At 43.2% G+C, this 20,173-nt stretch carries 19 protein-coding genes; 6 read left to right on the forward strand and 13 right to left on the reverse strand.

Features of this window, described 5'->3' with window-relative positions; all coding sequences use genetic code 11:
• Positions 1 to 62 precede the first annotated feature (62 nt).
• Complete coding sequence (locus H589_RS0110400) at positions 63 to 1,337, forward strand: IMP cyclohydrolase (protein ID WP_027721949.1); 1,275 nt, start codon at positions 63 to 65, stop codon at positions 1,335 to 1,337.
• 220 nt (positions 1,338 to 1,557) lie between these two features.
• Here H589_RS0110400 and H589_RS20800 read toward each other — a convergent pair whose 3' ends face one another.
• Entirely contained in the window at positions 1,558 to 1,728 is a 171-nt protein-coding gene (locus tag H589_RS20800; protein ID WP_156891711.1) for a hypothetical protein, read from the reverse strand.
• On the opposite strand from H589_RS20800, the gene H589_RS0110410 reads away from it, so the two are divergent.
• Together H589_RS0110410 and plsY are read left to right on the forward strand one after the other, a co-directional pair.
• Complete coding sequence (locus H589_RS0110410) at positions 1,727 to 3,790, forward strand: ribonuclease catalytic domain-containing protein (protein WP_027721950.1); 2,064 nt, start codon at positions 1,727 to 1,729, stop codon at positions 3,788 to 3,790. The two genes, H589_RS20800 and H589_RS0110410, sit on opposite strands and share 2 nt — an antisense overlap.
• Before the next feature lie 230 nt (positions 3,791 to 4,020).
• The gene (gene plsY / locus H589_RS0110415; protein WP_027721951.1) at positions 4,021 to 4,605 is read left to right on the forward strand and encodes a glycerol-3-phosphate 1-O-acyltransferase PlsY; all 585 of its coding nucleotides are present in this window, start codon (positions 4,021 to 4,023) and stop codon (positions 4,603 to 4,605) included.
• Positions 4,606 to 4,713: 108 nt separating this feature from the next.
• Here plsY and H589_RS0110420 read toward each other — a convergent pair whose 3' ends face one another.
• Positions 4,714 to 6,285, reverse strand: a complete 1,572-nt coding sequence (locus H589_RS0110420; protein WP_027721952.1) for a response regulator — start codon at positions 6,283 to 6,285, stop codon at positions 4,714 to 4,716.
• A 30-nt stretch (positions 6,286 to 6,315) separates the two neighbouring features.
• Positions 6,316 to 7,470, reverse strand: coding sequence for a sensor histidine kinase (locus H589_RS0110425; RefSeq protein ID WP_027721953.1), 1,155 nt, complete (start codon positions 7,468 to 7,470; stop codon positions 6,316 to 6,318).
• 222 nt (positions 7,471 to 7,692) lie between these two features.
• On the opposite strand from H589_RS0110425, the gene H589_RS0110430 reads away from it, so the two are divergent.
• Together H589_RS0110430 and H589_RS0110435 are read left to right on the forward strand one after the other, a co-directional pair.
• The gene (locus H589_RS0110430) at positions 7,693 to 7,902 is read left to right on the forward strand and encodes a hypothetical protein (protein ID WP_035075826.1); all 210 of its coding nucleotides are present in this window, start codon (positions 7,693 to 7,695) and stop codon (positions 7,900 to 7,902) included.
• Positions 7,903 to 7,963: 61 nt separating this feature from the next.
• Entirely contained in the window at positions 7,964 to 8,371 is a 408-nt protein-coding gene (locus H589_RS0110435; protein WP_027721955.1) for a hypothetical protein, read from the forward strand.
• A gap of 68 nt (positions 8,372 to 8,439) precedes the next feature.
• On the opposite strand, the gene H589_RS0110440 is transcribed toward H589_RS0110435, so the two are convergent.
• The 5 genes from H589_RS0110440 to H589_RS0110460 all read right to left on the reverse strand — a co-directional run bounded on the left by H589_RS0110440 (position 8,440) and on the right by H589_RS0110460 (position 12,398).
• Positions 8,440 to 8,895 carry a DUF2721 domain-containing protein gene (locus H589_RS0110440; protein WP_027721956.1) on the reverse strand — a complete coding sequence of 152 codons (456 nt, stop codon included), beginning with the start codon at positions 8,893 to 8,895 and terminating at the stop codon, positions 8,440 to 8,442.
• Positions 8,896 to 9,088: 193 nt separating this feature from the next.
• Positions 9,089 to 9,766 carry a CBS and ACT domain-containing protein gene (locus tag H589_RS0110445; protein ID WP_027721957.1) on the reverse strand — a complete coding sequence of 226 codons (678 nt, stop codon included), beginning with the start codon at positions 9,764 to 9,766 and terminating at the stop codon, positions 9,089 to 9,091.
• Between the two features lie 97 nt (positions 9,767 to 9,863).
• The gene (locus H589_RS0110450) at positions 9,864 to 10,616 is read right to left on the reverse strand and encodes a methyltransferase domain-containing protein (RefSeq protein WP_027721958.1); all 753 of its coding nucleotides are present in this window, start codon (positions 10,614 to 10,616) and stop codon (positions 9,864 to 9,866) included.
• A gap of 4 nt (positions 10,617 to 10,620) precedes the next feature.
• Entirely contained in the window at positions 10,621 to 11,223 is a 603-nt protein-coding gene (locus H589_RS0110455; protein ID WP_027721959.1) for an alpha/beta hydrolase, read from the reverse strand.
• Complete coding sequence (locus H589_RS0110460; protein ID WP_027721960.1) at positions 11,220 to 12,398, reverse strand: aminotransferase class I/II-fold pyridoxal phosphate-dependent enzyme; 1,179 nt, start codon at positions 12,396 to 12,398, stop codon at positions 11,220 to 11,222. Before H589_RS0110460 ends, H589_RS0110455 begins: the two co-directional genes overlap by 4 nt.
• A 255-nt stretch (positions 12,399 to 12,653) precedes the next feature.
• On the opposite strand from H589_RS0110460, the gene H589_RS19650 reads away from it, so the two are divergent.
• Positions 12,654 to 13,637, forward strand: a complete 984-nt coding sequence (locus tag H589_RS19650) for a DUF3089 domain-containing protein (RefSeq protein ID WP_051249718.1) — start codon at positions 12,654 to 12,656, stop codon at positions 13,635 to 13,637.
• A 101-nt stretch (positions 13,638 to 13,738) separates the two neighbouring features.
• Here H589_RS19650 and H589_RS0110470 read toward each other — a convergent pair whose 3' ends face one another.
• From H589_RS0110470 to H589_RS0110490, 5 genes are all read right to left on the reverse strand, one after another.
• Positions 13,739 to 13,963: a hypothetical protein gene (locus H589_RS0110470; protein ID WP_027721961.1), complete on the reverse strand. Its 225-nt coding sequence runs from the start codon at positions 13,961 to 13,963 to the stop codon at positions 13,739 to 13,741.
• A complete protein-coding gene (locus H589_RS0110475) occupies positions 13,963 to 16,605 on the reverse strand; it encodes a hypothetical protein (protein ID WP_027721962.1) in 2,643 nt (880 codons plus the stop codon). The genes H589_RS0110470 and H589_RS0110475 overlap by 1 nt, the downstream gene beginning before the upstream one ends.
• 148 nt (positions 16,606 to 16,753) lie before the next feature.
• Positions 16,754 to 17,575, reverse strand: coding sequence for a hypothetical protein (locus tag H589_RS0110480; protein ID WP_027721963.1), 822 nt, complete (start codon positions 17,573 to 17,575; stop codon positions 16,754 to 16,756).
• On the reverse strand, positions 17,576 to 18,079 hold the full coding sequence (locus tag H589_RS0110485; protein WP_027721964.1) for a hypothetical protein: 504 nt from the start codon (positions 18,077 to 18,079) through the stop codon (positions 17,576 to 17,578). It lies immediately after the preceding gene.
• The gene (locus H589_RS0110490) at positions 18,076 to 20,172 is read right to left on the reverse strand and encodes a hypothetical protein (protein WP_027721965.1); all 2,097 of its coding nucleotides are present in this window, start codon (positions 20,170 to 20,172) and stop codon (positions 18,076 to 18,078) included. The genes H589_RS0110485 and H589_RS0110490 overlap by 4 nt, the downstream gene beginning before the upstream one ends.
• Between the last annotated feature and the right edge of the window lies 1 nt (position 20,173).

Consider the following 20,173-nt stretch of genomic DNA (forward strand, 5'->3'; position numbering starts at 1 on the left):
CCCACCGGGAAAGCCTGTGCTATTAGCGGTCATCCACAAGGCAACAATTTACGGAGAATACAATGAGCGATCTTAAACAAATGTACAAAACCCTGCAGCAGGACCCCTTTCCTGCTGACATGACTGTTACCCTCGGCGACCAGAAACTCACCTTTAAAAAAAGAACCTGGGAGATCGACGGAGAAACCAAAGGACTGCGTTATGGTGAAAACCCAGATCAGCCCGCAGCTCTCTATGAACTGGTTTCCGGCGGTCTTGAATATGATGGAATAAAATTTCGCGGCGAAGGACAGGGACTTGTCTCTGCGCTGACTGAAGAAAACATGATTCAGGCCGGTAAACATCCCGGCAAGACGAACCTTACCGATGTAGATAATGCACTCAACATACTCCAGTACCTGACCGCCAAACCGGCAGCTGTTATTCTCAAACATAACAACCCCTGCGGTGCAGCATGGTCTGAAAAAGGCGTTGGAGCTGCTCTTCTGAATGCTTTTCAGGCTGACCGTATTGCAGCATTCGGTGGAGCAATCGTTGTTAACCGTCCCCTGACCATGGAAGCTGCTGAAGTCATTGACAGCGCATACTTTGAAGTTGTTGCCGCCCCTGCATTCGAAGAAGGAACTCTGGAAGTCCTCAAGAAACGCAAAAATCTGCGTATTCTCCAGATTCCCGGTATCAACAATCTGGAAAAACTCCTAGGGCAGCCTTTCCTTGATGTTAAGTCCCTCATGGACGGCGGCATGGTTATCCAGTTCTCTTTCCGTAACCGCATCCTCGATTCCGAAGATTTCATTCCTGCAACAGCAGAAAAAGACGGTTCCAGCTACTCTTCACGTACCCCGACCAAACAGGAAGCAGACGATCTGCTTTTCGCATGGGCTGTTGAAGCAGGTGTTACCTCCAACTCCGTCATCTTTGCTAAAGACGGCGTTACCACAGCCATCGGCACTGGCGAACAGGACCGTGTAGGATGTGTTGAACTTGCCGTAACCAAGGCCCGCACCAAATATGCTGACGGCCTTTGCTTTGAAAAATTCAATATGTCTCTCTTCGAGCTTAAGCTCAAAGCACTCAAAGATGAGCAGGCTGCTAAAGATCTCGCTGAAATCGAAAAAGCAGCTGTTGATGCGCAAGCAGGTCTCAAAGGATCTGTACTGGTATCAGACGGTTTCTTCCCGTTCCGTGACGGGGTTGACCTGTGCATGGCTCAGGGAATTACTGCCATAGCCCAGCCTGGCGGCTCTATCCGTGACCATGAAATCATTCAGGCCACCAACGAAGCCACGCCGCAGGTAGCCATGGTATTTACCGGTCAGCGTTCGTTCAAACATTAAAATCAGCTCAGAAGTCCATAGAGGAAATTCTAAATAAGTTTCCTCTATGGACTCTCTTTTTTATTTTATCTAAGAACCGCCCTGCTGCCGCCCAAACTATGCTCGCAAATCCGTTAAAAAACGGATTAAGGCTTCCTGGCTTATGGACTGAATACTCTGTTGCGCCATATAAGGGGCTTTTGAGATTCGGCTATTTATGATAAGAACTCGCTAATGTTTTTTACGGCATCAGCAATTTTATATTTACAGGATGATTGGCAGTCCATTTGATTGCAGTCTCCAGTCCAGACACACCTGTCAGAACTTTTCTCTGCCCGGAGCTTAACGGCAGAGCAGTACGGGAATCGTTTGCAGTATAAGTAAACGCAGTTTTTCCCGGAAGGATATACATGTCCCTATTCACGGAAGGACGCTATGTTGCGTCCGGAAATATTGTAGAGTTCATGCACGGCAACCAGCCGCAGCTTGCATTTGTAATGGAAGAACAGGCTGGCAAACTTAAACTCTACACAATTAATAAACGTGAAATGAAAATGCCTGCAACGCGGGTGCTTCCATGGATCGGCCCCCAGTATTCCTCTTCAGCTTCGAGACAGCAAATGCTTGATTACATGACTTTCCATCAGGAAAAACGTGGTGAGCATCAAGCAGGACTTGATATAATGGAAATCTGGGAACTTGCAGAAGGTGAGCTGGAAAAAGCTCCTCTTGAATGGTTTGCCGACCTTCTATGGGAAAATCCTGATCCAGATCAGATATCCGCACTGGGCAGGGCCATGATTGCCGCCAAGAGTCATTTTAAATTTCAGCCCCCAGAATTCGTAATCTACACGCAAGACAAGGTCGATGAGCGCTTACGCTTAGAAGCCGAAGAAAAAGCACGCGAAGAGATTATGACAGCCGGGCAGGAACTTTTCAAAAAGATATGGGCTGCCCGTGAAGCAGGCAGTAAAATCAGACCGGATCAGATTCCGAATATGTCCGAAGAAATCGAGAACGGTTTAAAATCTTTTCTCATGGACCGTATTTCCGGCCTGAACGAAGATAAATCAAATAAAATGTGGTCTGCCCTGCGCAAGGGACTTCCTGACCACAACCATCTCCCTCTTCTGCTTGCGCAAGGATGGGGAATTGTTCATCCGCATTATAATTTTCTACTTGATGAAGCAGATTATGTATTCAATGACAGCTGGACTGAAAAACATCAGGCCGAGATCGACAAACAGATAAGTGCAGTTGAAACCAAGGCCGGAGATACATGTCCACTGCCTATGCGCAGCGTGGACGCAGCTACGACCAAAGACATTGATGATGCATTTAATCTGGTTAAACACGATGACGGGACCTACACTCTGACTATTGCCCTTGCACGTCCATGCATGGACTGGGAATTCGGAAGTGATCTTGATCAGGCGGTCATGAATCGCGGGACCAGTTTATATCTGCCCGAAGGAACCAGCCACATGTTACCGGAATCGCTCGGGATAGGAGCATTAAGTCTTTTTGCGGGTGAAGTCCGTCCTGCCATGATCACAACTTTCGAGCTGGATCAAAATGGTAATGTCGACTCAATTTCGCCCAGAACAGGCTGGGTAAAACTTGCTGACAACTCAACATATATTGCTGTTGAGCAGATGATTGAGAACGGAAGCGATGATGAAATGGCTCTGGCTTTTGAACTGTCTGAAAAACTTCTGAAGCTCCGCATTAAAAACGGTGCAGTAGTAATACGCAGACCGGAACCGGAGCTTGATCTTGAAGGATGGCCTGAACAGCCTAAAGTCATAATGTCTCAGAAAGAGGACACAACCCGCGCTGACCAGATCATCAGTGAATTTATGATTCTTGCGAACTCAGGTCTGGGAAAATTTGCCGGAGAGCACGGATTTCCATTGCTTTACCGCACGCAGGATATAGTACTTCCTTCCGATCTCAGCGGCATTGTGACCGAACCTCATGAAATTTTCATGAGAGTGCGTCAGATGATTCCGCCTCAGATGGATATTCTACCGAAAAAACATGCCACACTGGCTGTCAGTGGATATAGTCCGATTACTTCACCACTTCGCCGTTACGCTGATTTTATTAATATGGCGCAACTCTGCCATTACCTTATGGAAGGTCAGCCCAAATGGGATGGCGAAGAATTGACGGCAATGGCAGCAGCCCTGCAGATCCGCCTGCAGTCTGTCCTCAAAATCCAGAGGTATCGCCCCCGATACTGGAAACTTCTCTATCTGCTCCAGAATAAGAAGCAATGGCAGCATGCAGTGGTCGTTGATGATACAGGACCGCTGGCAACTCTTGCCATGCCTGATATCCAGATCAACGTGAGGGTACCGCGCCCCATGCTCGGTGATAAACTTTATCCGGGCCAGATGTTTCAGATCAGATTCAATAAAATCGATCCGCTTACAAATGAATTGCGGGTTGTTGAAGCCATGGAAGAATAATCTTCCAGTTACTTAGGATACAATTTCAGACTGTTTTTTTGGCTGAAATTAGAATATATGTAAAACGGTTTTAAAGGCAGTGACAATTAATATTCGTCATGCACCCTTTCAACCAACCCTGATAAAGTTTTTTTACAGGCGGTTCCCTGATCTTCTCCTTGAAAATTTATTTTGGAGAATCCCTTTAAAGGCCTGCTCTGCAAACTGAAAAGACATTAAGGAGTTAACTCATGCTCTGGATATTCTGGCTGGTTTTCGCATATTTTATGGGATCTATTCCCTACGGACTTTTCATTGGTAAAATCTGTTGCAGCATTGATGTCCGCCATGAAGGCAGCAAAAGTACAGGCGCCACAAACGTGGCCCGTCTTTGTGGATTTAAATATGGCGTGGCAGCTCTGATCCTTGACCTTGGAAAAGGATTCGTTCCAGTGATTATGGCTTCGCAGTACAGTCACAACTGGGCTTTCATTTCTCTGGTAGGAGCCGCAGCAGTACTGGGACACGTATTTTCCATGTTTCTTGATATGAAAGGCGGAAAAGCTGTTGCTACAACCATAGGTGTATTTCTTGCCGTTGCACCTGCGGCGGTCATCTGGTCTGTAATTGCACTCATTGCCGTAATTATCCTGTCAGGATTCGTTTCAATGGGCTCACTTACTTTCGCAATACTTTTACCTGTCTTCACGTTGATTACCGGCTCCATCGGCATGGTTCCACTTGCGTGCTGTATGACTCTGCTTTTATTCTGGACCCACCGCGCCAATATTCAGCGTCTTGCAAAAGGTGAAGAGATCTCCTGGAAGAAGAAATAACTCAAATTAAGACTAACTGAAAAGTCCCTGCAACTTCGTACGAAATTGCAGGGACTTTTTTATTCCATCAAAATAAATTTAATCAGGGACATAAATTTTAAGAACTGGTTAATCCTGATATTTTTTCCTGATTTCCATAATTTTGTCCAGATTTTCAAAAAACAGATCAACCAGATCAGGATCAAACATGGTTTCACGGTGCTTTGTAAGATATTCAAGAGCAATATCCACATTCCATGCATCTTTATATACCCTTTTACTGCAAAGGGCATCAAAGACATCAGTAATACATATAATACGGCCGGCAATATTTATTTCATCACCTTTAAGGCCCTGTGGATATCCTGAACCATCCCAGTACTCATGGTGCTCGTGGGCAATAGTCGCAGCTTTTTTTAATAATTTACGGTTGCTTGCACGCAAAATATTGTACCCTATTTCAGTATGGGTTTTCATAACCCTCATTTCATCTTCATTAAGCTTTCCGGGCTTTAGTAAAATAGAATCTGGAATACCTATTTTACCAACATCATGCATTGGGGATGCATAATAAAGTTCATCAACGTCATGTTGATCCAATCCTACTGCAATACCTAAAATACGAGCTATCTCTGAAACTCTGATAACATGAAAGGCGGTTTCTTTAGACCGGAACTCAACAACTTCACCAAGCATACGCACGATTTCTTTCTGCGTATCAAGAATTTCCTGATTAAGATAAATATTGTCAAAAGCAACGCCCACGTTATCGGAAAAAATACGCAGAAGATCTTCGTCCTGTTCGCTGAAACTCCCCCTTCTCTCTCCTTCTACATAAAGAAGATGAGAGCCTTTCAAACGGGTAGGCAGATAGCCGATATAATCGTTGCCCATAAAACATCCATGCCCGATCTTGCATATCTCACTAAATCTTTCTCTGGTTTCATCTGATATTTCGATGCATTCATCGACAGAGGCCTGACATACTGCATATTTTCCGGTAGATGCAATAATATTCATATTATCATCGGAACTGGATATGGCAACGCCATTACCTTCCATATAAACAGAATCACGCAATCCCATAAGCGAAATAACCTGAGTCAACACCCCCTGTGCCAAACGGGTAATTGATTTCTGCTGAAAAAGATTTCGTGAAGCATCTATAATATGTTTAAGACCCAAACGGTTCTGCTCAATAATAAGTATATCCCGGTATGAACGCAGTGCAGAAAGAACAGAAGTAAAAAGACGCTGAGAGGTAAGCTCTGCCTTATGCTTATAATCATTAATATCATATTCAAGGATAACTTTACGTTCAGGAGCCTGTCCCGGCTGTCCTGTCCGTAAAATTATCCTGACCATCCTGTTTTTAAGCTCTTCTCTGATTATTTTAACAAGCTCAAGACCTGCATGATTTGTCTCCATAACCACATCAAGAAGTATAACAGCTATATCACTGTTTTCTTTCATTATATCCAAAGCCTGCTCAGCGGTGTAAGCGCTGAGAAACTTCAGTTGTGAGCCTTCAAATTCAAAATCATCCAGAACAAGACGAGTGGTACTGTGTACATCAACTTCATCATCAACAATCAGAATTTTCCACTTCTTAGTATTAGCTTTAGAATTCAGTTCATCATCACTTAATTCATCAGCAAAAAGAAGCTCGTCATTCTCTACATTTCTGTCTGCATCAACCATTACGACCTCTCTTCACGCAACACACAACTATCATAAAGAAATTCTCAGTGAAAACATTGCACCGCCATCCTGTGAACGTAAGACATTGATATCCCAATTATAACCACTGATAATCCGGTTAACTATACTCAATCCCATGCCTACAGCCTCGGGTCTTAAAGTGAAAAATGGATCAAAAACATAAGGGATATCCTTCTCAGCAACTCCCGTCCCATTGTCGGATATCTCTATAATACATGTTTTGAAACCAGAACGAACAGCAATTTCAACATGAGGATTTTCCGTGCTGCTAAAAACTACTGCATTTTTTAACAATTCTTCAAGCACTTTTTTAAAAAGATCAGGTTTTGCGTCAATAACTACATTTTGCAGTTCAACATCAAACTTTACGTTTTTTTCTAAAGATTCGGCATACTCTTTAATGTCAGCAAGAACTTCATTGCAAGCGGTTTCAACTTCCACATTATCGTGTTCACAATTTTCTATAGCTGTAAATTCTGAAACACTGTCCACAATCATTTCAAGGCGCAATGTTTCTTCAGAAATAGTCTTGAGATATTGCTGAACATCAGAGTCTGGCTCAAGCTTCCTGGCGGCGATGTTAGCAAACCCATGTATAGTCATTGTGCGGTTTCTTATCTGGTGAGCAACAGAAACGGCCAGCTGAGAAAGACTGGTCCTGTTCCGCTCAATTTTCAACAGATCACGGTATGAGCGGAGTGCGGATGTGAGGGAGGTGGACAGTCTCTGAGAAGTCAACTCAGCTTTCTGCCAGTAATCATTGATATCAAGCTCGGTAATAACTTTGTGTTCCGGCGCAAAACCGGGTTGTCCAGTACGGAGAATGATCCTGATAAACGGATTATTGATTGTATCGCGGATACTCGCCGCAACAGTAAGTCCTGCGGTGTTGCTCTCCATGACGACATCAAGCAACACAACAGCAATATCTTTTTCAGAGTTTAAAATAGAAAGCGACTCTTCTCCTGAAAAAGCACTTAAAAATTCCAGATTCCGATTTTCAAAAATAAAATCACCAAGAACCATTGTGGTCATGGAATGTATATCAGGCTCGTCATCAACAATCAGCACACGCCAAGGCTCGTGCAGAATTTCAGGAGACTCATCACTATCCTCACCTAAAAACATTAATTCGTCATCTTTAAAGAGTTCAGTATCCTGCATGAGTCTCCCTTTCTAAAACATAATCTTTATTTATTACATAGTAGAATACACAACAAACCTCTTCAACAAAAATATAACTTTTTTAGTTTAAATTCCCCGTGGACTGTAATACAATTTTTGAGACAATAACATTTAATTAATAATAGTAAATGCTGTTTTTCCTTGAATAATTCCCAGAGTTATCATAGATTCTCACAAGTTTTTATATCAAGGGGTGGGGTTATGCTCGAATTAGTTACAATACTTATTTCTTTTATTGTTTTTGCCTTCATAATTTATTCAACTTTTTCTGCACGAAATTCAAAATTTGCACAAAAGAAAAAAGCTTTTGAGTTGAAACAGGCTCATATGAATAAATCAATGGAAATGCTCCGTTCTGAAATACAATTAATCGAGACAGAAATTCAAAATACTAAATCTAAATTTAATTAAATTCAAAGTATAACTCGCTCTACACATGTCTACAATATACACTTAAGCAACAAAAAATAAAATGATATATATACTTATCTTAATTACACTTGGAGCAATAGGAACTATTCTTATTTGTAAATCTATTGCAACAGGTTTTGAAAGCAAAGCTGCACTTTTAAAAGAAAAAGAACAGCTCATTATCATGGATCAAAATGAACTGCGCAGAAGGCGCAAAGAATTAAAAAAAGAACTTGAAGAAGTGAAAATTGCCCAGAAAAACCAAGAGAAAGAAGTCTCCCCGATACAATCAGCTCCTAAAGGATTAAAAGACTGGTTGGTGGATAGCGGAATTCTTGATTTTCCGCAGATAAAGAGAGCTGAAAAATACGCTGATGAAAAAAATCTGGAACTTATCTCCGCCCTGCTTACCCTGAATATGATCACTGTTGATACATATGAAAGCGTAAAGAAAATGAAACTTAAATAAATTTAAATGATAAAGACAAAAGACTCCGTATCGGCACGACCGACACGGAGTCTTTTTTTAAAAAATAACTATTTTTTTAATCTGTTCGAGTAATGCTCCTCCACCTCAATATTGATACTGTGTAAAGTCAGACTGATATCCCACAAAAACAATAACAACGAAAGAACGAGACTTACGATACAAAGTCCAAAACAGGTCTTAATCGCTACCCCAATTCCTATTTCAAACAGAAATGTTGAAAAAAGTAATAAAATAACTAGACTTACAAAAAATATACTCAAAACACACAAAGCAATTGCTCCGCGCAGAATACGGCAACGCTTCATGAGAATCTGCAATTCCAGATGCAGATAATCAGCATGAGAACTCTCACTTTCCCGCATATGAGGGAGAAGCCTTCGGATCTGATCCAGCGGACGCGCCAACCTGTTTGTCATAGACAATAAAAGCAGGCCTACACTGGAAATAAGAATTACCGGAGCAATAGAGCCTTGTAAAACAGCAATCAGTTCTGCAATATCCATAATATTCTCTCAGCTGTATTTTGCATCTCAGATCACGCCACTAAAAAAGGCAGGGACTGACCGAAAACTGATCGAAATACGTTTTACATTCGATAAAAATGTAATTGTACTAAGCATATAAAAAAAACAGGAGCAGCCCTGCAAAAAAGCTACTCCTGTTTATACAGCAAATTATATCTATTGTCTGCTTCTATTAAAAATCAGCCTTATATGTTTCACCACGATGGACGTGATAAGTCAGATTATAAGTCTTCTTGAGATGCATGACTAAAGAATCAACAGTACTGTCATCAAGTCTTTGAACCCATATAAAAACACGGCGCTGGCCCTGCTCAACTCTCTCATACGAAGTAAAAACGGTTGAAAGCCTTACTCCTCTTGCCCAAATATCATCCAGCAACTCTTCAAGAGCCGATGCACTGTCTTCAAGAACAAATGCAAACTGTGAACTTCCCTTGCTGACTCCGGTAACAGTAGTCAGGAAGCGATAAATATCCACTTCAGTGACAATTCCAGCCAAGCCGAATTCATCAACGACGGGCAGGCCGCCTATTTTATTATTCAACAATAATTCAGCCGCAACTTCCATGCATGTATCAGGAGAGACAATAATCGGATCATGGGTCATAATATCCTTAATTCTAAGTCCCTTAAGCCCTTCTCCAACTGCAACATTATCACCGGGTAAAAACTTTGAAGGCATAGCATCACGCACATCCCTGTCAGAAACAATACCCACAACCAACCCTGAAGCTTCAGTAACCGGAATCTGTCTGATCCCAGCGTCACGCATCATCTCCACGGCTTCTAAAACAGGTGCTTTAGGAAAAAGAGTAAGCACCTCTTCTGTCATCCAATCCCCTACTAACATACAAAACTCCTGAAATTCATCATCTTAATTCTTTCAAGAACATTCATAATGACAAATAAAAAGTCAAAACACAGTATTAACTTCTCTCTGCATCCAGCTATGACTTTTCACCGCAAGTTAAAAAGACCTCATAAGTAGCCTTAATCCCTGCTTCTCCCCTGTATAATTTCTCATATTCATTTACAAACCGGACATACTTCTCTCTTCCCCAGGAAATATCCCCGCTGGAGGCTACTGCTCCGGTCATTTTATGATTCTTCAAAAAATGCTTAACTGACGGAAAAAAAACTTCATGCCGCGAAGTATAAAAACTTGCGCTAAGTCCGTCTATTGAACTGAAAACATCACGATAAAAAGAAGCTTCTTTCAAATCCTTAACTGAACCGAATCCCGTTCTGGAACTTACATCAGCAAGTTCGGATAACGTTCCTTTGGTAAATACAGCAACGGCAAACCGGCCCCCCTTTTTCAAAACACTGAAACAATCGGGTATTGATATTTCAGGATTGGCAAACCACTGCATGGCAGAAGAGCTCACCAGAAGATCAATACTGTCATCTCTTACCGGAAGATTTTCACCATCCGCTGCAACAAGCATGGCAGAATTAATCTTCTTCTGCTCCAGCAACATAGGCTGTACCAGATCAAGCGAAACATAATTATCGAACTCAATACGTTCTGCAAGACTGCCATACAAAAAGCCAACACCGGAGCCTATATCAAGAACATTTTCATATTTTCCTGCAGGACATAAATCAGCGCAATGCACCGCAACTTCACGCTGCACAACAGCAGCGTCGCTATAACTTGCGGCCGCCTTCCCAAAACATTGACGAATCCTTTTTTTCACGAAACTAAAGCCCTTCAATAATATTTAACAACGTTGACTCAGATATTTTATGCCCGCCATCGATTAAACGGACCTCAGCCCCCGGAATCTTTTCCAGTACCTGATCAAAGGCTTTTTGACGTACAATCCTGTCATCATCAGCATGGATCAAAATCAAATTATCAGCAGCAATCTCCGGCTTTACATCCACTCTGGATTTAATAAGATATTCCAGACCTTCAATTAAAACCGGAACTTGTGCAGGATCAAAATTTAAATCAGCTTCCTCTGCACAATTCTTGTGAAATGATTGAACCACCTCAGCGGGATTCTTATCCATACCCGCAATCATGCGCCGCACAAGTCTCTCAGGAAATGAATCGATAAAAGATAAAAACGGCGCAATCAAAAGCACATGATCATAAGATGAAAACAAATGACTGCATTCTTTCAGCAGCATATGCGCCCCAGTGGACCAGCCGATCAAAATATTCCCGCCACCGCCAACTAATGCAGGAAGTTCTTCGGAACTGAATCCATTGAACGGAACTAAAAAACGGGAGATTGACGCAAGTCGGGGAAACTGAGTTTCTTCTGTAGCCCAGCCTCCGACAAAAAGAATACTCACTGTGAAAGTTCCCGTTTCAGATTCATAAATCCTTTTTTGATTTTATCCATGTCATACTTAGTGAAATCAGCACGCAAAGATAACCGCAAACGGGCAGTACCATGCGGCACTGTTGGCGGACGGATTGCTGCAACATAAAGGCCTTCATTCATTAAAAATCGCTGAGCAGATAATGCAGCATCATTCTCACCGACTATCACCGGGAGAATCTGGCTCTGCGAATCGGCACAATCAAAATCAGCAGCAACAAGAAATTCTTTCAATTCCGCGCTAAGTTCAAGTAATTTTTCGCCCTGAACATGATTATTTTTAACGAGTTCAAGAGCTGCAAGATTTGCCCCTATAACAGCAGGCGGAAGTGCTGTTGTAAAAACAAAAGACCGCCCCTTGTTACGCAGATATGAAATCAATTCCCGATTACCAGAAACAACTCCTCCAAGTGAACCGAATGATTTTGAAAACGCTCCCATATGAAGGTCTACACGCTGAGCCACTTTACGCTCATAACTAAGCCCTCTGCCCCTGCCGAAGACTCCTTCAGCATGAGCTTCATCAACGACCAGCATCACATCATAAAAATCGCAAAGATCAGCAATTTCTTCAATATGAGCTAAATCACCATCCATACTGAATATCGTATCGGTGACAAGAATCTTTGAAGCAGCATCTTTGAAGGCTTCCATACGAGCCTTAAGAAGAGAAACATCATTATGGCGGTAGCGGATATGCCGTGCTCCAGACATTTTTATGCCGTCAAGAATACTTGCATGGTTAAGTTTATCCGAGAAAACAATACTATGCCTGCCGGCAAAAGAATCCATGATTGCAAGATTAGCTGCATACCCTGAACTGAACAGCATAGCATCATCCTGACCTTTAAACTCAGCCACTGATTTTTCAAGCTGGTCATAAAGACTGAAATTTCCAGTAACAAGGCGTGAAGCAGCAGCTCCGCAACCATACCTCTTAACCGCTTCGATGGCTGCCTGCTTCATTCCATCATCAGATGCAAGTCCCAGATAGTCATTAGAAGCAAGATTAAGCAATAATCTTCCACTAAACAGGAGCTCTTTTGCAGCTCCATTTTCAACATCAGGAATGCCCCTTAGTAAAGACTTCTCTTCTAGTGCAGCAAGTTCGCCTTCGATCAGATTATATATACTTTTGGAAGCCATAAAAAATAAAAACCCGGTTTTATTAAAAAGGATAATCGTACATTTATTTGTAAAAACTGCGTGACTGAGCGAGAAAAATAAAGCCCATGCCTCAGAATAGCAACCATGTTTTTAAATAAATAAGCAGTAACTCTCATTATAATTGAAAGACTCATATATTATTACTTGTAAGCAACAACAGTATTGGTATACATGATGTACGATTTGTTTCTTTTTCACGAAACAGAAAACAATTACACCCGGAGCCATTTTTCTATGCCTAAACTCCCTTATCTCACTCAAACTATAGCCTTATTTTTACTTTTCATTATTGCAGGATGTAATGCAAGCAAGTCAATTGAGGCTTCTACAAAACCGGACTACTCAAACGATAAATACTGGTCCATTAAGGATGATGTTAAGCATGGCATCGATGTTTTCTTTGTACACCCGACAACATACGGACCTCCGGCAAACGGCAAATTCATAGCCGACCTTGAAAATAATGAACTGAATGAAATTACGGACCACAACACTGTAGACTGGATTACTGCAGCCTTTTCTGAACAATGCAATGTTTTCGCTCCAAGATACCGTCAGGTAAACATTGAAGTTATGAAAATGGATGATAAGCGTAAAGACGAGTATATGAAGGTTGGCACAAGTGATGTTCTGGCTGCTTTCAAATATTACCTCAGCAACATAAACAACGGCCGCCCGTTCATACTTGCCAGCCATAGTCAGGGGTCAAACGTATTACAGAAAATTATACTGAATAATCCTGATCTGATTGATAAGAGCAAACTGGTTGCTGCCTACATGCCAGGCTGGACATTCACTGATGATGATATTGCAAAAATGGGATTAAAGCTTAGTGAAAGACCTGACCAGACAGGATGCCTGATAACATGGAATACAATCGGCCCCGGCGGTGTTTCTCCAACGATTAAGAAAGGAGCCCGCTGCGTAAACCCGCTATCATGGTCTACACAGACAAAAGAATTTCCGGCATCCATGAACATCGAAGCAAAAATTTTCATTGATCCGACAAAACAACTTTTGGTTAAAAACTTTACCGCAGCAAGAATTAATAAAGATGGAGCTCTCGAAATACCTACTCCACGCAAAGATATAGCTGAACTTCTTAATATGTCTCTGGGCAAAGAAGTTTATCACCGGTATGACTATGACTTCTTCTTTTATAACGTAAAAGAAAATGTGAAAGAAAGATGCGCCGCTTATCTGAAGAAGAATAATTAAGACAAACTTATCTCTTGTAAAAAAAAAGGCTGTTCTACTAAGTAGAACAGCCTTTCTTTTTAAATTGGCCCCGTCCTGAAACAGGTATGCATCACAGATAGTTATCTCATAATTTCAGCTACAACTTTACGCCCCAGAATGGATTCAAATATATGGCAATAGTCCGCAGGACTAGCCCCGCCATCTAGGCAGACTCTTTTAAAAGCATCTTTAGTCCTGTTGCTCATCTGACTGATATCAAATTCAATTGAAGAACGCTTTGCCGGAACTTCTTTGTGAATTGAAACTCCTTGCTGCTGAACGACTATATGATTCACTTCACTCATTACGGTTTCTCCTTAATATAAATTTTACCTGACTTGAAACGCATATCCTCCGCCCCGATCACCGCCATTGCCAGCCGTTTCAAATTCGGCTCTTCAGCCAGCTCAATCATATCAGCAGTGATTTTAAGCTCTCCGCTGTCTATCTGCGCAGTTAAAACAGCTGGACTTAAAGTACACCTGTCAGGGATAGAGGCCGTTATCGGAGCCTGTGCAAGCGGGGTGGCGAGGGTGGCGGTGGTTTGAAAATAGTTTAATTCTGTCTTGTACGCCAATTGTACACTAACATTATTAATAGTTGTATTAAATGAATCCCCTACTTCTAGATCGACATCTAAACCTGGCGCAGCTTCCATATAACAGGACGTTGCAGCCCTATAGGGAATATTACCAGACTCAATAAAACAACAAGCATAGTACTCAGCAGAATCATCAATAACAGTGTAACTGCAATCAATATATTGCATTCCATCAGCGGGAGGAATTAGAGCTGACTTAGCTACAACTTGGAACGATGGTGGGGACGAAGTAGTTGTGCGTTTAACTACTCCCACAGCGGCTACCATGTCAGAGGTCATCATTACCCCAAGTTTGTTAAATGTAGTCCCAACTGGTAATAATGCTTCATAAGGTATGTTAGTTTTATTAACCCCCGAGCTCACACCGCTAGTAGCTGTACCCTCCCAAATAGTACCAGGATGCTCGACAAACTCCTCACTCACTCCCGTAACTGGAACCTCATTCCCATCAAAATTAAGTTTATTGTAAAACCCGCCCTCGACAAAAATTTTATCTTTGATGGATTCTGCCGATACTAACTCGATTTCTGTTGAACTACCGGCTTTGTGAAACTCAATTTCAACCAGACCGACTGCATTATTTGTTACAGCCGTATTCGTGATTGTCAGGCGCAGCTTGGTAAATTTTGGGAAATAAGCTGCAAACTCTTTACATTCTGATGGAGTCCATGAATTCACATTTGTATGTTCATCTACTGTAACCCACTGACCATCTTCATTATAGGCTTCGAGAGTCCAGTCTCTGAATTGGTAACTATCGACATAGTTCTGATCAGTAAAAGTGTAGATTACATATTTAAATACATTTTCCTGCACCACTCCATTAAAATCAAAAGTGATAACACCTGTATCACTCACAGGCTCGGCATCATACCAATCTTCAAGAGAGGTACGGCCAACGATGTTACCGTCTGACACTTTCCATCCAACAAGATTAGCATTGGGGTAACCTGTTGGTTCAGCAGTAATTGTTACCCCGTCAGTCGTCTCACCTGTCATTACAGGCAGTATGTTGCTTCCCTTAAACTTTAACGGGACTTCAGGCCCAACGTATTCACCGGCTGCGCCAACTCCGAGTTTCAGCTCAATACCGGACGGTTTCTTAAAAACCTCAGTCGGTACACCGGATAGTGCAGTTACCAGCGTAACAGTGTAATTGCCCTCACTGCCAGACGCACCTGCCACAACGCACTCACCAAGATCAGTAAGCAACACGTCTCCCGGCAGAACTTCCTCGGCAAGCTTTAGAGCTGCCGCGGTGGAGCCTGAAAGCAGGGTCCGCTCTGCATCAGCCAGTGCAATTTCCATCTGCGCACTGACAATCTGCTTTTCGTTATCTGCCCCGACTGAATATGCCGGAGCATGTACCCCATCAGTATCAACAACAGCATGGGGCCAGCCTTCGGCAGTGTCAGCAAATACGGCTGTCGGACCATCCTGAATGGGGACATATCTTACATTGATCTGATATTGCGCTGTTTCAGAATAGACTTCACCCCGTCTACGCCTGACCACCTCAAGAATATGAAAAGCATCGGCATCAAGACTCCCCAGTTTCCACTTTATACTTCCACTGGAAACAGCAGCTTCACCGAAACCGGACACATTAAGATCATAAGAAGTCTCTGCGTCATTAATATGGTCGGTAATCTCAATCGTAACAAGTGTACCGTGTGGAGCTTCAGCCGGACCGGATAGGATCGGAGTAACGCTGCGTAAGGCCGCAAGGTCTTCAAAAGCAATTCTGGCAGCTGAATCACGTGCGGATTCTGCCGCATTTTGAGCGGCTTCAGCTCCTGCCTGTGCGGTTTGCGCTGCTGTCTGGGCAAGAAGAGCATCATCTCTAGCCTGCACAGCTCCGAATAATGCAGAGGCGGCTGAATCACGGGAGTCGGTAACTCTCTGCATAAAAACCTGCGGAGTAAGCACTTCTTCTGCCGGAGTTGAAATATCGTACTTGAGAGCTCGATCAAGCTGTTCCTGCAGTTGCTGATCACGCATAACCCCGCGATCGAAAGCTTCATTCAGTAATGAAGCTGAAAACGGGTCATTATCAACCAGCTCCAGCTCCTGAGAATAAGAAATTGTACGATAAAAGGTTATGCTTTCACCGGAAGGAAGAGGTTCACCGGAAACAGGATACTGCACCCTGCCTCCGGCTTCATTGCCAATACCGGAAACAATCTTGAAATCGCTGCCCGGAGCCAGTTTTATCTCATCTATACCGCCGCTGCGGACAACTGCTGAGAGGTCATTTTCTTTAAAAATGCGAAAATTGAAATCAAACATATTCTGCACACCGTCACCTGCAAAGGTAATAGTACTGCTGCTTGAAACCACGGTCATAAATATCTCCTGAACTAGGGTTGTTAAAACATAAAACCGCCTGCCTATGGTTTACTTTTAAAATGCAAAACGGACCTGAGTAACCCGACTCAGGTCCGCCCTTAAAAAGCAATTGTTTTAAAAAATTATCTGTTTAAAGAGACTACTGTCAGGAACCTAAAAGAGACCCGAATGCATTCATCCCTGAACTCATAATAGAATCACCGGCCGACCCTAAAACTTTCTCGTTTGCATTATCTGAAACATTTTTATTCATTACCGACGTACTCTCAGCAGTCCAGACCGACATATTACCCTGATCCATATAACGCCCGGTATCAACTTCAGCCTGATACTTTACTATTTCCGCATCATAATTTGCCTGCTTAATCAAATCCTCCTTCACATCAACAACAGAACCGGAATCAAGACGCACACCTTTATGTGAACCTACAGAATGTTCACGCCGATACATTTCACGCCGCAAAGCGGCCAGCCGGACTTCAGCCTCTTTGTTAACAAGTTCCGCCTCCTTATAACTAACATCACGATTATATACCCCATATTGCATAGTGTTATAGTTACGCAGTTCAGTCATTTTTGAATTGTACTGCGCATCACCTATTTCTGAACTGTTATTAAAAATTGACTGACCGAACTGACTGAACATCCCCATAGATGAAGCCCCACCTGTTCCACCAGTCAATAGGCTGCCGCTAGAACCTGTTGCGGAGCCTGTTGAACCTCCTGTTCCACCTCCCATCATACCGGCCATATTTCCAAAGGATGAAACCATTCCGGATCCCGAAAAAAGATCTCCACCACCCATAAAAGACCCCATACCTAATGCGCCACCTCCCATATCCATTCCCATATCGCCAGCATTGGTATCCTGTCCGGAAATTGCACGCGCCCCGTAACCCATTGCCATATTCCCTAAAGCTCCCGTAACCATACTTGTTCCGTAATTCATCAAAATTCCTGTCGCCATTTATATTATCTCCTTATTTATTTTCATCACGGCTGAACGGGCAGCACGGTAATATTCATCCCGGCCTATCCGTACTTTTTCTTTATCAAATGTAAACCCGCACCAGTGATGCCAGTTTATACTTTTGCTGTTCTGAGCGCAGACCCATGTATCGAGTACCGGAAAACTGTTTTGCAGCATGTTCAGAATTTTTCGTGACGCACGGACAAACGGCACAGGACTTTTATCGACATCACTTGTACCTACCACCCACGGAGTACCTGTCCCTGTTGTATTCAAAGGGATAACGCCCAGAGCTCCACGAATTTCACCATCCATATAGAGCCCGTAAACAACCTTTGAATGCCGCACATCATGCAGAATTATGTCTTCAATCTGACTTCCCGGGTGCAGCCCCTCCATATCTTTTCGGTCACTGTCACGAATCTCAGCTGCAATAATTTTGATATCTTCCAGAGTGGGAATTCCAAGCGTAAGCTTTGCTCCTTTGGACAGAAGGATCATGAATACACCGAAACTTCAGGTATAAGAGCCAGCACTGTCATGGGGAGCGGCTGGTCCTGCCGTATATAAATCTGCCCGTCACGGTCATAACCGCGATTAAACTTCACTTCATAATCCCCGCTGAAAAGTGACGGAGCACCACCGACCTTATCTGCTGAAGTTCGAAACGGAGCACGCTCCAGATGATCTCCATCATAGCCCACCAGCAGCCCCAGAGACTGAAACAGGCGCACAGTAACATGGGAAATACGCTTCATACGTCCCTGTGCAGTGCCGCCGTTCATGGAGCCGCCCTCAAGACGGAGAGTTTTAAGATTTGAAACGTAGGAAAGTCCTGCATGAACTGTTTTTGCCGGTGATGCCAGTGTAATGCTGCCGTTTTTGACCACCACATCAGGGCGCACAGCTCCGTCAGCCAGAATCGAGACAGTTTTTCCTTCCAGATGATCCAAACCGCTGAAAACAGTGTCTGCAAGCTTCTGATTATAGCTTAAACCTGAATCAACGAAAAAAGCATCCACAGAATTCTCACTGGAAAACTGATTATCCATGCGCTCCACATACTTGCGTTTAATACCGCCGACCTCCCGCTCTATAACAGCCCAGAACTCTTCCTGTGTAGGACCTGGAATGGTGCAGACGGAGCAGAATTTTCCGTCAGTCAAATGCCTGTGAAATCCTACAACTTCGTGCTCCCGCTGGTAGGTGAGGCCTAAAAGTATACCGTCGTCACGTACCATCCAGATAATAGAGTCTGGCGACTGCTGATAAGCCCATTCTTTAATAGAGTTGGTGCGGGTCAGATGTTCTGCAAGAATAGTCAGATCAGGAGCAATGTAGCCGTCAGCCTCGAAAGAATAGGAAAGCTCACGAATAGTCCGGCCCTCCCGTTGCAGAAAAATCATTATGCCGCCGACTACAACAGGTGAAATTGAGGATGATCCGTGGGTTGTTTCACGCCGGACCATAACAGACTCAGGAGTGACTGAATCAGCAGTACTGCCACCGGCAAGCCACCATTCACCGCCCGATGTTCCCATGATTAGTTTCTTGGAACTTACCATCCAGCGGATAGCATTTACCTGATCAGCAGACAGGGTGTAGGTACAGGCATCATCATCCACCACAGGATCAGACACACCGAAGTCTTCATATGATCCGCTTTTACTCATCCATACTGTCTGAGGTTTTTCAGGACTGGCAGCAAAGCACAGGCGTTCTTCAAAAAAAGTAATGCAGGAAGGATATCCCTTGGAGCTGTTCCAATCACTTGGCGGTGAGCTAAACGGTATCAGCTCCATTTTCCAGTCTACATGGGAAGTTCTGGAAAGCTTGTATGGCTGAATTTCAGGATGAACCAGATACATGACATCCGCCGACTGGGTATATCTTATCCGGTCCAGATCCTTTTCAGTGTAGGGACTGCTGATTTCTACAGGGTTTCCGTCTCCGTCCACAACAATTCCGCCATTTTTAAAAATGCGGATATTCTTATCTGTAAATTCGAGCACGTAAGCCTGCTCTGTAGAAAATTCAAAAGGGAAAAGCCGTACTTGCGGATTTGTTTCCTGCACATAGAAATTCTCAACAGCGCCTTTAAAATCAGCATCAGCAATTATATTAATATGTTTTGATGCTCCGGATTCTGACCGGAAAGTATATGTGCCATCAGCAGTCACAGGTTCGCTGACAGTGCCGTTTCCAGCGCTTACCGTGACTGATCCGGCGCTGAAGTCTGAAACCTTAAAACTGATCTCATAAACTTTACCTTCAGCCAGCCCTATATCCCGGCTTAATATAGATTCACCGTTCTGAGCACCGCTGCATAAGGCCTTAGATGCTGAAACTGACCAGCCTGTGCCTGCAATCCATCCAGATTGTGAATTTAAACTTCCGGCAGGCATCAGATCCCGTCCCACAACTTCCTGTATGAAGCGGAAACCAGTCCGTCTGGATGCTCCGCCATGAGGGTGGGTGAACATATTTTCAAGCAGCGACAGTCCATTTGAATATTTTGCAAGGTCAACCCTGCCACCAAGCCTCGGTGAGAGTTCACCGGCGCTGAAGTTGGTCATGATCATTGATACAGACATA

The organism is Maridesulfovibrio zosterae DSM 11974, assembly GCF_000425265.1.
Lineage (GTDB): Bacteria > Desulfobacterota > Desulfovibrionia > Desulfovibrionales > Desulfovibrionaceae > Maridesulfovibrio > Maridesulfovibrio zosterae.

What these genes read in the sequence shown, in the direction of transcription:
- H589_RS0110400 (WP_027721949.1), top strand. Translation starts at nt 63, where the DNA reads ATGAGCGATCTTAAACAAATGTACAAAACCCTGCAGCAGGACCCCTTT.
- H589_RS0110410 (WP_027721950.1), top strand. Translation starts at nt 1,727, where the DNA reads ATGTCCCTATTCACGGAAGGACGCTATGTTGCGTCCGGAAATATTGTA.
- H589_RS20800 (WP_156891711.1), bottom strand. Translation starts at nt 1,728, where the DNA reads ATGTATATCCTTCCGGGAAAAACTGCGTTTACTTATACTGCAAACGAT.
- plsY (WP_027721951.1), top strand. Translation starts at nt 4,021, where the DNA reads ATGCTCTGGATATTCTGGCTGGTTTTCGCATATTTTATGGGATCTATT.
- H589_RS0110420 (WP_027721952.1), bottom strand. Translation starts at nt 6,285, where the DNA reads ATGGTTGATGCAGACAGAAATGTAGAGAATGACGAGCTTCTTTTTGCT.
- H589_RS0110425 (WP_027721953.1), bottom strand. Translation starts at nt 7,470, where the DNA reads ATGCAGGATACTGAACTCTTTAAAGATGACGAATTAATGTTTTTAGGT.
- H589_RS0110430 (WP_035075826.1), top strand. Translation starts at nt 7,693, where the DNA reads ATGCTCGAATTAGTTACAATACTTATTTCTTTTATTGTTTTTGCCTTC.
- H589_RS0110435 (WP_027721955.1), top strand. Translation starts at nt 7,964, where the DNA reads ATGATATATATACTTATCTTAATTACACTTGGAGCAATAGGAACTATT.
- H589_RS0110440 (WP_027721956.1), bottom strand. Translation starts at nt 8,895, where the DNA reads ATGGATATTGCAGAACTGATTGCTGTTTTACAAGGCTCTATTGCTCCG.
- H589_RS0110445 (WP_027721957.1), bottom strand. Translation starts at nt 9,766, where the DNA reads ATGTTAGTAGGGGATTGGATGACAGAAGAGGTGCTTACTCTTTTTCCT.
- H589_RS0110460 (WP_027721960.1), bottom strand. Translation starts at nt 12,398, where the DNA reads ATGGCTTCCAAAAGTATATATAATCTGATCGAAGGCGAACTTGCTGCA.
- H589_RS19650 (WP_051249718.1), top strand. Translation starts at nt 12,654, where the DNA reads ATGCCTAAACTCCCTTATCTCACTCAAACTATAGCCTTATTTTTACTT.
- H589_RS0110470 (WP_027721961.1), bottom strand. Translation starts at nt 13,963, where the DNA reads ATGAGTGAAGTGAATCATATAGTCGTTCAGCAGCAAGGAGTTTCAATT.
- H589_RS0110475 (WP_027721962.1), bottom strand. Translation starts at nt 16,605, where the DNA reads ATGACCGTGGTTTCAAGCAGCAGTACTATTACCTTTGCAGGTGACGGT.
- H589_RS0110480 (WP_027721963.1), bottom strand. Translation starts at nt 17,575, where the DNA reads ATGGCGACAGGAATTTTGATGAATTACGGAACAAGTATGGTTACGGGA.
- H589_RS0110485 (WP_027721964.1), bottom strand. Translation starts at nt 18,079, where the DNA reads ATGATCCTTCTGTCCAAAGGAGCAAAGCTTACGCTTGGAATTCCCACT.
- H589_RS0110490 (WP_027721965.1), bottom strand. Translation starts at nt 20,172, where the DNA reads ATGTCTGTATCAATGATCATGACCAACTTCAGCGCCGGTGAACTCTCA.